We start from the raw sequence: 13,906 nt of genomic DNA, 5'->3' as shown, positions 1-13,906 counted from the left end.
CGGCAATCTCCGGAGTGGCCGTCCGTCCGGGGAGTCCCCCGGACAATGTCCGAGACCAATCCGGCCGCCGGAGAGCTTCATGCGCGAGACAACAGACCTGCCGCCGGAACGGATCGACATTCCTGTCGCGTGGATCGGCGAGGACATGGCGAGGCATCCCGGGAATTGGCTGGTCGACTTGGATTCCCGGGACATCGTCGAGCTGGAAGCGACGGCAACCGGTTTTCTCGCCCGCTCACAGGATATCGGCAGCCTGACCAAGGCCGATTTCCCCTTGCCCCGGCTTGCCGGCCATCTTGCCGCCCTTCGCGGAAAACTGATCGAAGGCATTGGCTTCGAGGTGCTGCGCGGCCTCCCGGTCGAAAGATATTCGGCGCAAATGGCGGCAACGATCTTCTGCGGGATCGGCGCGCATCTGGGAAGCGCACGGTCGCAGAATGCCCAGGGCCATATGCTCGGCCATGTCCGCGACATCGGCGCCGACGCCAGGGACGCCACGACGCGCATCTACCAGACGGCGGAGCGCCAGACGTTCCACACCGATTCCGCCGATGTCGTCGGCCTGCTCTGCCTAATGGATGCCATGCAAGGCGGCGAGTCCCTGCTGGTCAGCACGGTGACGATCTACAACGAGATGAGCAAAAGGCGGCCCGATCTGGTCCGCCTGCTGTTTGATCCGATCGCCACCGACCGGCGCGGCGAGATACCGGAAGGCGAAAAACCCTATTTCGAAATCCCGGTCCTCAACTGGCATGCCGGATTGCTGACCGGCATCTATCAGCGCCAGTACATCGACAGCGCCCAGCGCTTCCCGGATGCGATGCGGCTGAGCGCCGCCCATGTCGAAGCGTTGGATCTCTTCGACAGTCTCGCCAATGATGTCAGGTTGAACCTGTCGATGCGACTGCGGCCGGGCGACATGCAGTTCGTCTACAATCATTCGCTGCTGCACGACCGCATGGGTTTTCGCGATTGGCCGGCGCCCGACAAGCGGCGCCACATGCTGCGCCTGTGGTTGTCGATTCCCGGCGACCGCCCGCTGCCCGAATGCTTCAAGCAGCGTTATGGCTCGATCGAGATCGGCGACCGGGGCGGCATCATCGTCAAGGGAACGCGGCTGAACGTGCCGCTGTAGGAGCAATTTTTCCGCTTGAAACGAAAAGGGCGCCAATCGGGCGCCCTCAATTCTTCGCAGCGTATAAAGCTCAACTCAGCTGTCGAGGAAGCTGCGCAGCTTTCGCGACCGGCTCGGGTGCTTGAGCTTGCGCAGCGCCTTGGCTTCGATCTGGCGGATACGCTCGCGGGTGACCGAGAACTGCTGGCCGACTTCTTCCAGCGTGTGGTCGGTGTTCATGCCGATGCCGAAGCGCATGCGCAACACGCGCTCCTCGCGAGGCGTCAACGAGGCCAGAACCCGCGTCGTGGTCTCGCGCAGATTGGCCTGGATCGCCGCGTCGATCGGCAGGATCGCCATCTTGTCCTCGATGAAATCGCCCAGATGCGAATCCTCCTCGTCGCCAACCGGCGTTTCGAGCGAGATCGGCTCCTTGGCGATCTTCAACACCTTGCGCACTTTTTCGAGCGGCATGGCGAGTTTTTCGGCCAGTTCTTCCGGCGTCGGCTCGCGGCCGATCTCGTGCAGCATCTGGCGCGAGGTGCGCACGATCTTGTTGATCGTCTCGATCATGTGCACCGGGATGCGGATGGTGCGCGCCTGGTCGGCGATCGATCGCGTGATCGCCTGCCGGATCCACCATGTCGCGTAGGTCGAGAACTTGTAGCCGCGGCGGTATTCGAATTTGTCGACCGCTTTCATCAGGCCGATATTGCCTTCCTGGATCAGATCGAGGAACTGCAGGCCGCGATTGGTGTACTTCTTGGCGATCGAGATGACGAGGCGCAGATTGGCCTCGACCATTTCCTTCTTGGCGATTGCGGCTTCGCGCTCTCCCTTCTGCACCTGGTTGACGATCTTGCGGAATTCCAGGATCGAGATCGCCGTTTCGGTGGCAAGGTGCTGGATCTCGGCGCGCAGCTCCTTGATCGCGTCCTTCTCGTTCTTGGTGAATTCCTTCCAGCCGCGCGAGGTCAGATTGGCGATCGAGCGTATCCAGTTGGGGTCGAGCTCCGAGCCCTGATATTCCTTCAGGAACTCCTCGCGACGCACGCCATAGCTTTCGGCGAGCCGCAACAGCTTGCCTTCGTTCTGCACCAGGCGCTTGTTGATGTCGTAGAGCTGCTCGACCAGCGCCTCGATGCGCGCGGTGTTGAGCGATAGCGACTTCACCGCCTTGATCAGCTGGTCCTTCAGCTCCTTCAGCCGGCGGTCCTGGCTGGGCGACAGCGTGCCGGCGGCGGCCAGACGGTTCTCGACCTGCTGGTCCTGCAGCTTGCGCAGCTTCTTGTAGGTGTCGGCGATGACGTCGAGCGTCTCCATCACCTGCGGGCGGAGTTCCGCTTCCATCGCCGCCAGCGACAGGCTGGCCTCGTCCTCGTCTTCCTCGTCGTCGTCGCCGATGCCGCGCGTGTCGGCGCCGACATTGGTGATGTCTTCTTCCTCGTCGCGGCCGCGGCGCGTCTTTTCCTCGACCTTGGGGGCTTCCTCGATGCGCTCGACCACCGGCGCCTGCTTGGCCTCGGGGCCGGCATAGGTGGCTTCGAGATCGATGATCTCGCGCAGCAGGATCTTTGATTCGTTGAGCTCGTCGCGCCAGATGATGATGGCCTGGAAGGTCAGCGGGCTTTCGCACAGGCCCGCGATCATCGTCTCGCGGCCGGCCTCGATGCGCTTGGCTATGGCGATTTCGCCCTCGCGCGACAACAGCTCCACCGAACCCATCTCGCGCAGATACATGCGCACCGGATCGTCGGTACGGTCGGTCGGCTCTTTCTTGGTGGTGGTGGCAGCGACCGCCGTGCCGGTCTGTTCGGCCAGTTCGTTGGCGTCTTCCTCGGCGTCCGCCGCGGTGTCGCCGGCCTCGGCCTCTTCGCCCTGCTCGTCATCCTCGACGACATTGATGCCCATGTCGGACAGCATCGCCATCGTGTCCTCGATCTGCTCGGAGGTCACTTCCTCGGAAGGCAGCACCGAATTCAGCTCGTCCATCGTGACATAGCCGCGCTTCTTGGCGGCCTTGATCATCTTCTTGACAGCATCATCGGAAAGGTCGAGCAGAGGGCCATCGGTGGCGCCCTCGCGTTCGGTCTCGACCTCTTCCTTTTCCTTAGTCGCCATAATTTTTTTCTTCTCCTAGCGGCCGGGCATCGGGGCCGCGTAAGCTGTCGGACCAGTCAAATCGGATAGGCTCGTCCTGAAAACGCGCTTCACCGGGCCACTAACCGCATCATCTCTTTGTTTGGTGCATGTCGTTGCCCCAAAACCGGTTTTCCCTCTTGGGCAAACCACTCTTGGGCGACATGCATTAAGTCCAGATTAACCCTGATATCTGTGGCAGGCTGCCTGCCTGTCCAGTCACCAGTATCTCACATCGCTCATTTCCCGTCGGCGCGGGTGCGGGTTAACGTTTCGAATCGTCCTGATTCCGCCATTCTGTCAGAAGGTCAAGCGCCTCTCGCATGATTCGCATGAAAAAAGCGAATCAATTACCCGACTTAGCGCGCCCTGCCCCCTGGGGAAGCCTGGCCACGCTCTCATTCCTGTATTCAGCTGCACTTAGGCTCGCCCAGCCCTGCCCGACGAAACGCCGAATCCTTCGATCAGCGCTTCCGTCGCCTGTACATCCTGAAATTGCGCCTGAATTTCGATCAGATGGCGGAAGTTTTCGTCCGAGGGATCTGCTTCGAGCGCCGCTTCCGCCTGTTTCAGTTCCTTATGTAAGGTGCGCGCGCTGCGCTGCAAGTGCAGCGCCTGGTTCAGAGCGTCGCGCGCATCGTCCAGCGCGGCCGTCTCCAGCGCCGGCCATTGCCGCGCCCGCTTGATCAGTTCGACGGCGCGCCCCCAGATCTCGGCACAGCCGGCGCGCTCGATCGTCGTCACCACCGCGTGGCGGTCATTGGCCATGTCATGCGCCATCGCGTCGAGGATGGCGGCGTGCAGCCGCTGCAGGTCGGAATTGGCGAGGTCGAGAAATTCGACATGGGCGAAATTCTCGTCGATCAGCGCTGGATGGTTGACCAGAGCCACGATGATCGTCGCCTCGCGCACCGACATTCCCTCGCTGCCGCGCTTGACCAGCGCCGATTGGCCGAGGCTTTCGGTGATCGCCATGCGGCCGCCGCCAGGCTTGGCGAATTGTCCGCCGGGTGCTGGTGGCGTCTTGCCCTGCCCCGGTTTCCAGTCCTGGCGGTTCTGCCGCGCATCGCGCTGCGAGCCGAAGAAGCTCTTTTCACGCTCGCGCATTTCCTGCTGGTAGTGATAGCGCGTGCTTTCGTCGCGGATGCGGCTGACGAGTTCCCGCAGCGTCTTTCCCAATTCCGCCCGCCGCTCCGGCGTGTCGAAGACACCGCCCGCCGTCTCGCGCATCCACAACAGGTCCACCAGCGGCCGCGCATCGGCAAGCACGGCGCGGAAAGCGTCCGGCCCCTCGGCCTTGACGAGGTCGTCGGGATCCTTGCCCTCCGGCAGCAGCGCGAAGCGCGCCGAGCGCCCGGCCTGCACCGATGGCAGCGCCAGATCGGCGGCGCGCCATGCCGCCTTCAGCCCGGCCTTGTCGCCGTCGAAGCACAGCATCGGCTCGCCCGCCATGCGCCACAACAGTTCCAGCTGGTTTTCGGTGAGCGCGGTACCGAGTGGCGCCACGACATTCTCGAAACCCGCCTGCGCCAGTGCGATCACGTCCATGTAGCCTTCGACGGCAATGACCGTACCGCCCTTGGCGAGCGCCTTGCGGGCGCGGGCGAAATTGTAGAGCACATTGCCCTTGTGGAAGAGCTCGGTGTCGGGCGAGTTCATGTATTTGGCCAGCGCATCGGGCGCCAGCGCGCGGCCGCCAAAGGCGATGATCTTGCCGCGCGAATCCGGGATCGGGAACATGATGCGGTCGCGGAACCAGTCATAGGAGACCGGGATATCGTCGCCATGACGCACCAGCCCGCACGCCTCGATATCGGCTTTCGGCACGCCTTTTGCCGCCAGATGCTCTTTCAGCGCGTTACGGCTGTCGGGCGCGAAGCCAAGCCGGAATGACTGCTGTGTCGCCGGCGTCAGCCCACGATCCCTGAGATAGGCGCGGGCCTTCGCGCCTTCCGGTCCTTGCAGCCGTTCCTGGAAGAAAGCAGTCGCCATTTCCATGACATCGGTCAGGCTGGCGCGTTCCTGCTCGCGCCGTTCCTCGCGCTCGTCGCGCACCGGCATCGGCACGCCGGCCATGTCGGCGATCTTCTCGACCGCCTCGGGAAAACTCAATCCTTCAAGTTCGGTGAGGAACTTGAAATGGTCGCCCGAGACCGAGCAGCCGAAACAGTGGTAACGCCCCTTCTTGTCCTCGCAATGGAAGGACGGGCTCTTCTCGCCATGGAACGGGCAACAGGCCCAATAGTCGCCTCGCGACGTATTGGTCTTCTTGCGATCCCACGCGACGCGCTGGCCGATGACCTGTGAAATCGGCACGCGGTCGCGGATCTCGTCGAGAAAGCCGGGCGGAAAGCGCATTGAGGGAACTCGTTTCCCCACCATATAATCATGCCAGCGAAATCCGACGACCCCCAATATGGGCCATACCCGGTTTCCACAGGGCAAAAAGAAAGGCGGCCGTCGCTGGCCGCCTTCCTCCTTTAGGCCTGCGGGGGAGGCTTAGTGCGCGGCGATCGCGCCGAAGATGATTCCGGAGAGGATGCTGACCAGCACATAGTCGTGGCCGACTCGGATCCATTCCTGACCGGGGCCGGGGCGACGCAGACCGTAGCGGCCATAGTCGCGGACTGGCTGATGCTGGCGCCAGCCGGAATATTTCTGGCCATGGCGCCAGTTGTTCCGCTTCACGACGACCTTCTTCTGGACGCGCTTCTGGATGACGCGCTTCTTCTCGTCACGATGGGTGGGCTTCTGCCAGTCGACCTTGGTGTAATTCGACTGCGGCGCGGCCGGTGCGTTCATCGGCGCGGCCTGGCCGGTGAGCGACGTGGCGGCGAGCATCGAGACGGCGAGAATAGAAAGAACAATGCGTTTCATGAGAAGTCTCCTTCGTTGTCGATGCCAGAGGAATAGCGGTCGGGGGATGAACTGAAACTGAACAGAAGCATTACAATTGTGTAATGAAATCTTTGGCTTAGTTCGAAGATTTGAACATCGTCGCAAAGTTGACGACGCAATGTGTGGCGACCGCATCCGATCCGCCATGGTGCCGGGGACCGGCTATGCAACCATTCGCGCATCCGTCCATTTTCCGACACGCCCTGTCGCGCTGCGACGGCCCCTTGAAATCGACAAAATTTTATTATTCGGCTAAACTATTCCAGTCATTATCGGTCACTGCCATGAACATGATTCGCATCAGCCTTTTCCCCTTCGACCGCTGTGCCGTTCGCACCGCGCTGGCCTTGCGTTTGCAGGCAGCGAAATGAGCGGCTCCGTCGTCCTTCTGCATCTGGCCGGCGCCGTCGCGCTGATGCTGTTTGCCACCCGCATGGTGAAGACCGGCGTCGAGCGCGCCTATGGCGACGTGCTGCGCCACAGGCTGCGCGCCACCATGCGCAATCCGATCATGGCGGTGCTGGCCGGAACGGGCCTGGCCATTGCGCTGCAGAGTTCCACGGCAGTCACGCTGTTGGTCGGCTCCTTCGCCGGTTCCGGCATCGTCTCGGGTGCGGCCGGCCAATTGGCGGTGCGCGGCGCCGAGATCGGCTCGGCGCTGGTGGTCAAGCTCTTGACTTTCGACCTCACGCTCCTGGTGCCGCTCTGCCTGATCACCGGCACGGTGATGTTCATGGCCACCGAGCGACGCGACTGGCGCCAGACCGGCCGCATTCTGGTCGGTATCGGCCTGCTGATCCTGTCGCTGGAAATGATCGGCCAGGCCTCCGAGCCGCTGCGCAACAGCCAGCTGATGCCGGTCATCATCAATTACTTCTCCAGCGATTCCATCACCGCCTATCTCCTGGCGGCGCTGATCACCTGGCTGTTCCAGTCGAGCATCGCGGCGGTACTGCTGATGGCGACGCTCGCCGGCCGCGGCCTGATCAGCCCGGAACTCGGCGTCGTCCTCATCCTCGGCGTCAATCTCGGTTCCTCGATCATCGCGCCGATGCTTACCCGCTCGGCCGGACCCGCCGTGCGCGTCGTGCCGATCGGCAATCTGCTGATGCGCGGGCTTGGGTCACTGGTCATGCTGATCCTGTTCATGATTGTCCGCCCGCATGTCGGCTTCCTCGGCGCGACGGCGGCGGACCAGATCGTCAACGCCCATATCCTGTTCAACGTCATCATCCTGCTCGCAGGCCTGCCGCTGGCCGGCTTCGTCTACCGCGCCTCGGAAAAGATCGTGGCATTGGGCACCAAGCCCGTCCCGGCCGCCTCGCTCGACATTGTAGAGTTGTCCGCGCTCAACGAGAGCGCGCTCGATGTGCCGAGCCAGGCGCTGGGCAACGCAACGCGCGAGGTGGTGCGGGTTTGTGAAACCGTCGAGATCATGCTGAAGCGCATCATGGAACTCTACGAGAGCGCCGACGCCGACAAGATCAAGGCGCTGGCGGCCCTCGACGACCGTGTCGACCGCAAGCACGCGGCGATCAAACTCTATCTCGCCAAGCTCACCAAGAACCAGCTGACCGAAGACGAGGCGCTGCGCTGCCAGGAGCTGATTGGCGCCTGCATCAAGCTCGAGCAGGTCGGCGACATCATCGTGCGCAACATGCTGGTGCATGTGAAGAAGAAGTTCGAACGCGGCCTGGAATTCACCGACGAGGGCTGGAGCGAATTGTGCGCCTTCCACAGCTCGGTGCTGGCCAATGCAAGACTTGCCTTCAACGTGCTGGTCTCGCGCGACCCCGAAACGGCTCGCCAGCTGGTGCTGGAGAAGGACCAGTTGCGCGACCGCGAGAAGGAAACCAGCGCCAGCCATTTCCTGCGGCTGCGCGAAGGCACCGCCAGGAGCGTCGAGACCAGCTCCATCCACCTCGACACCATCCGCGATCTGAAGCAGATCAACTCGCTGCTGGCGTCGATGGCCTATCCGGTACTGGAAGAGCGCGGCCTACTGACGGGCTCGAGGCTGAAGGCGAGCTAAGTCGCCTCACCGCGCCTCGCTTCGACGGCAAAATACCTTTGCACCGCTTCCGCCGGTCAGGGTAAAGATCGATTGGCCCAGGCTTTCGGAGGAAATCGATGGACACCCATTCGCGCAGTTTCGCCAAGGCGCTGTCCTGGCGCGTGACCGGCACCATCGACACACTGATCATTTCCCTGGTCGTGACAGGAAGCGTCAAGCTCGCCGCGGCCATCGGCATAACCGAGGTCTTCACCAAGTCCCTGCTCTACTATTTCCACGAGCGGGCGTGGTTGAAGATACCCTATGGCCGCAAGACTCCTGCCTGAAGCCGTCGGTCAAGAAAACCTAAACTCGCGACAAAAATTTCTGGATTGCCCAAACCGCCCATCCGTGGTTTGAGGCCGTTCCAGCCAAGGCTTGCCCATGTCGCTTCCACTTATCGCCCTGTTCATCGCAGCTTTTGCTTTCGGCACCACAGAATTCGTCATTGCCGGCGTGCTGCCACAAGTGGCGGAGGGGCTTGGCGTCTCGGTTCCCTCGGCCGGCTATCTCGTCTCCGGCTATGCCTGCGGCATTGCGATCGGCGGCCCGTTGCTGGCGCTCGCAACCAAATCCTTGCCGCGCAAGACCTTGCTGCTCGGCCTCGCCGTCGCCTTCACCATCGGCCAGGCGACTTGCGCGCTGGCGCCTGACTTCACCTCGATGCTGGTGTTGCGCATTGCCGTCGCGGTAGCGCACGGCGCCTATTTCGGCGTTGCCATGGTGGTTGCCGTCGGCCTCGTTGCCGAGGACAAACGCGGCATGGCGGTGGCGGTCATCCTGTCCGGCCTCACCGTCTCCAACGTCATCGGCGTGCCGGCCGGCACCGCCATCGGCAACATCTGGGGATGGCGTGCGACCTTCTGGGTGATGTGCGCGCTCGGCGTCGCGGCAACACTCGCGATGACCGCCCTTCTGCCGCGCACCACCGGATACCAGGCCAAGCCCGCCGGCCTCGCTCGGGAGGTCCGCGTCCTGGCGCGCCAGCAGGTCTGGACTTCGCTGATCCTGATGCTGATGCTGATGCTCGGCCAGTTCTGCCTGTTCACCTACATCACCCCGACTTTGCTGGAGGTCACCGGGCTCGACGAGAACCTGGTGCCCTGGGTGCTGCTGCTCAACGGCGTCGGCGCCACGCTTGGCGTCTTCCTCGGCGGCAAGCTGTCCGACTGGAAGCTGATGCCGTCGCTGATCACCATGCTTGGCCTACAGGCGGTGACGCTGGCGGTCATCTACGCCGTCAGTCCCTATCCCCTGCCGATGGTCGTCGCGATCGTCATCTGGGGCGGCCTCAACTTCGCCATCGGCACGCCGATCCAGACCCGCATCCTGGCGTGGACGGCGGACGCCTCCAACCTCGCCTCCTCGCTGATCCCGTCCGGCTTCAATGTCGGCATCGCGCTGGCGGCGTCGCTGGGCGCCGCCATGCTCAATGCCGGCTACGGCTATCGCAGCCTGCCGGTGGTCGGCGCTATCGCCATGCTGGTCGCCGTAGTGGTGGCAGTCGTCTCCCAGATCTGGGAAGCGCGCAGCAGCGCCACGCCACCGCTGACGGCCCCCGCCGAGTAGCGGCTCAGCCCTTCGTCTCCTTCAGCACATCGATGAAGGCGCGCAGGGCCGGCGGCACCAGCCGGTGGCCTGGATAATAGAGGAACAGGCCGGGAATGGGCGGACACCAATCGTCCAGCACCACGACGAGCGCTCCCCGATCGAGATAGGGCTTGGCGGATTTGTCCGAGATATAAGCGATACCCATGCCGCTGGCGGCAGCCTCAGCCATCAACTCCATATTGTCGAGCGTCAGGGCGCCTTGGACATCGATGGCGATTTCCTGGCCATGCTTCTCGAACTCCCAACGATAAGGTTTGCCGCTCGGCAGGCGGAACCGGATGCAGGTTTGATCCCGCAGATCATCCGGCACTTTCGGGACCGGATAGCCGGCGAGATAGGTCGGCGATGCGACGGCGATGAACCGTGTCGGCCCGCCGAAGCGCACCGCGACCATATCCCGGGGCACCGCCTCGCCCAGACGGATGCCGGCATCAAAGCCCTCGGCGACGATATCGACCAACTTTCCGTCGGTGACGAGATCGAGCGAAACCTGGGGGTAGCGCTGAAGAAAGGCCGGCACCGCCGATCGAAGCAGCAAGCGGGCCGCGATCTCGCTGGTGTTTATCCGAAGTGTCCCTGACGCAAGACCGCGGAAATCATCGACCTCGGCCAGTGCCGCATCGATATCCGACAAAAGCGGCCGCAAGCGCGCGACGAGCCGCTCTCCTGCCTCTGTCGGTGCAACGCTGCGGGTTGTGCGGTTGAGCAGGCGCACGCCCATGCCTCGCTCCAGCGTCCGCATCATGTGGCTGAGGGTCGAGGGCGAAAGGCCGAGCTCGTCGGCCGCTTTGCGGAAGCTGCGATGCGAGACAATCGCGGCGAGCGCGGTCAATTCCGGAAGTCCAGGCTTAGCATTCATGGGAAATTTTCATCAAGCTATATGAAATTGAACGGATAGTATCATGAGTTGGATGGCGTAGTCTGGTCGAAGTCAGCAATGAAAGGACATTCCCATGAACAAGACATGGTTCATCACCGGTACCTCATCCGGTTTCGGTCGACTTCTGACGGAAAGGCTTCTGGCCCGTGGCGACCGTGTCGCCGCGACGGTGCGGAAGCCGCAGGCGCTCACCGATTTGAAGGCACAACATGGCGATCGCCTCTGGATCGCTTCGCTTGAAATGACCGACAGCAATGCCATCCGGGCAGCGATCGACAAGGCCTTTGACGATCTGGGGCAGATCGACGTCATTGTCAGCAATGCCGGCTACGGCCTGTTCGGTGCGGCGGAAGAGTTGGACGATAGCCAGATTCGCGACCTGATCGACACAAACCTCATCGGCTCTATCCAGTTGATCCGGACAGCACTGCCGCATCTGAGGAAACAGGGCGGCGGCCGGATACTGCAAGTCTCCTCGGAGGGCGGACAGATGGCCTATCCCGGCTTCAGCCTCTATCACGCCACCAAATGGGGCATCGAAGGCTTTGTCGAATCCGTTCGGCAGGAGGTCGCGCCATTCGGCATCGGTCTGACGCTCGTCGAACCGGGCCCGACGCAGACCAACTTCGGCGCCAGCCTGATCAGTTCCGAGCCGGCCGACACCTACAAAGACACGCCGGTCGGCGAGCTACGCCGGGCTTTTTCCGAGGCCTCCTTCGACATCAAGGGCGACCCCAACAAGATGGTCGAAGCGATGATCGCCTCGGTGGAACAGGAGCCCGCGCCAAGACGATTGACCTTCGGCGCCGCCGCCTACACCTCGATCCACGGCGCGCTTACGGGCAGGCTCAGGGAGTTGGAAAACCAGAAGGAGGCAGCACTCGCGATGGATATCGACCCCTGACGGCAAGTGACCGGCGTCCGCCGAAGACCGCCTCACCCGCGCCAGCGCAAGAGGCGCATGGCGTTGGCTGTCACCAGCACGGTGGCGCCGGTGTCGGCCAGGATGGCCGGCCATAGGCCGGTGATGCCTAGAATGGTGGTGACCAGGAACACCGCCTTCAGCCCGAGCGCCACGGTGATGTTCTGGCCGATATTGGCCATCACCGCCCGCGACAGCCGCACCATGCGGGCAACGTCCATGACCCTGCCATGTAGGATCGCCGCATCGGCCGTCTCCAGCGCCACATCGGTGCCACCGCCCATGGCGATGCCGATGTCGGCGGCGGCCAGCGCCGGCGCGTCGTTGATGCCGTCGCCGACCTTTGCCACTGTCAGCCCTTCGCGTTGCAATTCGACGACGATGCGCTGCTTGTCTTGCGGCAGCAGTTCCGCCCGCGCCTCGATGCCGAGCGAAGCGGCGATTGCCTCGGCCGTGCGGCGGTTGTCGCCGGTCAGCATCACCGTGTGGATGCCCTCTGCCTTGAGTGCCGTGATGCCCGCCGCCGCGTCCGGCCGTGGCTCGTCGCGCATGGCGATCAGCCCGGCCACCACGCCATCGGCGACCAGCACTGAAACGGTCTTGCCCTGGCCGTTAAGGCTGTCGATGGCAAGGCGCTGCGCTTGCGTCATCTGTGCACGCTCGCCCGCCGCCGGGCCGGAACCCAGGAAGACGGCGACGCCGCCGACGCTGCCCTCGACGCCCTTGCCGGAGATCGCCTTGGCCGCCAAAGCCGGCGGCACCGGCGCCTTGTCGACCTTGGCCCTGTCCAGGATCGCCAGCGCCAGCGGATGGCTGGAGCCCTGTTCGAGCGCCGCCGCCAGCGCCAGCACGGAGCGCTCATCGCGGCCATAGGCGGCGATGTCGGTGACGACTGGTTTGCCCGCGGTCAGCGTGCCGGTCTTGTCGAAGGCCACCGCCGTGATCCGGCGAAAGCCTTCCAGCACCGCACCGCCCTTCATCAGCAACCCGCGTCGCGCGCCGGTCGCCAACCCCGCGGCGATCGCGGCGGGCGTCGAGATAACCAGCGCGCAGGGGCAACCAATCAGCAGGATCGCCAGGCCCTTGTAGATCCATTCGTTCCAGTTGCCGCCAGCGACCAGCGGCGGCAGCAACGCCACCAGCGCGCCAACGACCAGCACGCCGGGCGTATAGGTGCGCGAAAAGCGATCGATGAAGCGCTCGGTCGGCGCCTTGGCCTCCTGCGCCTCCTCCACCAGCCGCACGACGCGGGCGATGGTATTGTCCGAGGCGGCCGCGGTCACCCGCACCTTGAGCACGCCATCGCTGTTGATCGTGCCGGCGAAGACGGGCTCGCCAACGCTCTTGCGCTTCGGCGTGCTCTCGCCGGTCACCGGCGCCTCGTCGATCTCGCTCGACCCTTCCACAATCTCGCCATCGGCCGGGATGCGGTCGCCCGGCCGCACCACGATGATATCGCCGACGCCGAGGTCTTCGGCGGGAACTTCAACCGTGCCGCCTCCCCGATCGACCAGCGCTGTCTTCGGCACCAGATCGGCCAGGCGCTGGATGCTCGCCCGAGCCCGGCCGGCGGCGACACCTTCCAGAAGCTCACCGATCAGGAACAGCACCACCACGGCAGCCGCTTCCTCCGTGGCGCCGATAATCACCGCACCCACAGCGGCGATGGTCATCAGCGTCTCGATCGAAAACGGCGTGCCGGCCAGTGCCGCCATCAGCGCGCGCCGCGCGATCGGCACCAGGCCGACCAACAATGCAGCCAGGAAAACCCAGCGCTCGGCCGCGGGAAAAACATGACCAATGCCGTAAGCAGCGACAAGCGCCGCGGCACAAGCCAGCGTCAGCGCCGCACGGCGGCTGCGCCACCACGCCTGCCCCGGCTCGGCGTGGGTGTGGAGATGAGATGACCCTGCGGCCTCTCCGTCTCCATGATCATGGCCCGCGTGGTCCTGGCCTCCATGGTCATGGCCTTTGTGGTCATGATCGGTATGGTCCTGCACCCCGGCTACTGGCCCGTCGACCCTGGCTTCGGCCTTGACGATGCCGTAGCCCAGCCGCGCCACTTGCCGCAGCACCTTGTCATCATTGAGCCGACCGCCATGACTGACGGTCATCGAGGCGCCGGTCACCGAAACCGAGACATCGGCGACGCCGTCGAGGCGGCGCACCGCCGTATCGATCTTGGCCGCGCAGGAAGCGCAGTCCATGCCGCCGATCTTGAACCGCGTCTGCTTCAGAGGAGCCATCATCACTTCACCTGTCTGCCTTTTTTGCCCCCGCGACGTGCCG

Annotated in this window: 11 protein-coding genes; 6 read left to right on the top strand and 5 right to left on the bottom strand. The window is 63.7% G+C overall.

Annotated elements, in window-relative coordinates; translation table 11 throughout:
* The first annotated feature begins 79 nt into the window (after positions 1-79).
* A complete protein-coding gene (locus HGP13_RS13055; RefSeq protein WP_172225738.1) occupies positions 80-1,135 on the top strand; it encodes a TauD/TfdA family dioxygenase in 1,056 nt (351 codons plus the stop codon).
* A gap of 75 nt (positions 1,136-1,210) precedes the next feature.
* Here HGP13_RS13055 and rpoD read toward each other — a convergent pair whose 3' ends face one another.
* The 3 genes from rpoD to HGP13_RS13040 form a co-directional block, all read right to left on the bottom strand.
* The gene (gene rpoD, locus HGP13_RS13050; RefSeq protein ID WP_172225736.1) at positions 1,211-3,235 is read right to left on the bottom strand and encodes an RNA polymerase sigma factor RpoD; all 2,025 of its coding nucleotides are present in this window, start codon (positions 3,233-3,235) and stop codon (positions 1,211-1,213) included.
* Between the two features lie 438 nt (positions 3,236-3,673).
* On the bottom strand, positions 3,674-5,611 hold the full coding sequence (gene dnaG, locus HGP13_RS13045) for a DNA primase (RefSeq protein ID WP_172225734.1): 1,938 nt from the start codon (positions 5,609-5,611) through the stop codon (positions 3,674-3,676).
* Positions 5,612-5,752: 141 nt separating this feature from the next.
* On the bottom strand, positions 5,753-6,130 hold the full coding sequence (locus HGP13_RS13040) for an RcnB family protein (RefSeq protein ID WP_172225731.1): 378 nt from the start codon (positions 6,128-6,130) through the stop codon (positions 5,753-5,755).
* A 185-nt stretch (positions 6,131-6,315) separates the two neighbouring features.
* Here HGP13_RS13040 and HGP13_RS13035 point away from each other — a divergent pair, with 185 nt between their 5' ends.
* The 4 genes from HGP13_RS13035 to HGP13_RS13020 all read left to right on the top strand — a co-directional run bounded on the left by HGP13_RS13035 (position 6,316) and on the right by HGP13_RS13020 (position 9,773).
* Positions 6,316-6,522, top strand: coding sequence for a hypothetical protein (locus HGP13_RS13035; RefSeq protein WP_172225728.1), 207 nt, complete (start codon positions 6,316-6,318; stop codon positions 6,520-6,522).
* Complete coding sequence (locus HGP13_RS13030) at positions 6,519-8,183, top strand: Na/Pi cotransporter family protein (RefSeq protein ID WP_172225725.1); 1,665 nt, start codon at positions 6,519-6,521, stop codon at positions 8,181-8,183. The genes HGP13_RS13035 and HGP13_RS13030 overlap by 4 nt, the downstream gene beginning before the upstream one ends.
* Positions 8,184-8,281: 98 nt before the next feature.
* Positions 8,282-8,491 (top strand): DUF2061 domain-containing protein, encoded by a 210-nt coding sequence (locus HGP13_RS13025; RefSeq protein WP_096449072.1) that lies wholly within the window; start codon positions 8,282-8,284, stop codon positions 8,489-8,491.
* 97 nt (positions 8,492-8,588) lie between these two features.
* Positions 8,589-9,773 (top strand): MFS transporter, encoded by a 1,185-nt coding sequence (locus HGP13_RS13020; protein WP_172225722.1) that lies wholly within the window; start codon positions 8,589-8,591, stop codon positions 9,771-9,773.
* A gap of 4 nt (positions 9,774-9,777) precedes the next feature.
* On the opposite strand, the gene HGP13_RS13015 is transcribed toward HGP13_RS13020, so the two are convergent.
* The gene (locus HGP13_RS13015) at positions 9,778-10,674 is read right to left on the bottom strand and encodes a LysR family transcriptional regulator (protein WP_172225719.1); all 897 of its coding nucleotides are present in this window, start codon (positions 10,672-10,674) and stop codon (positions 9,778-9,780) included.
* A 94-nt stretch (positions 10,675-10,768) separates the two neighbouring features.
* Here HGP13_RS13015 and HGP13_RS13010 point away from each other — a divergent pair, with 94 nt between their 5' ends.
* A complete protein-coding gene (locus HGP13_RS13010) occupies positions 10,769-11,599 on the top strand; it encodes an SDR family oxidoreductase (RefSeq protein WP_172225716.1) in 831 nt (276 codons plus the stop codon).
* A 32-nt stretch (positions 11,600-11,631) separates the two neighbouring features.
* Here the strand turns inward: HGP13_RS13010 and HGP13_RS13005 are convergent, their stop codons facing one another.
* Positions 11,632-13,866, bottom strand: coding sequence for a heavy metal translocating P-type ATPase (locus HGP13_RS13005; protein ID WP_172225713.1), 2,235 nt, complete (start codon positions 13,864-13,866; stop codon positions 11,632-11,634).
* Positions 13,867-13,906 lie beyond the last annotated feature (40 nt).

The organism is Mesorhizobium sp. NZP2077, assembly GCF_013170805.1.
In the GTDB taxonomy this organism is placed as follows: Bacteria; Pseudomonadota; Alphaproteobacteria; order Rhizobiales; family Rhizobiaceae; genus Mesorhizobium.
Note: the sequence above shows the minus strand (reverse complement) of the source record. Positions and strands in the feature narration are given on the sequence as shown.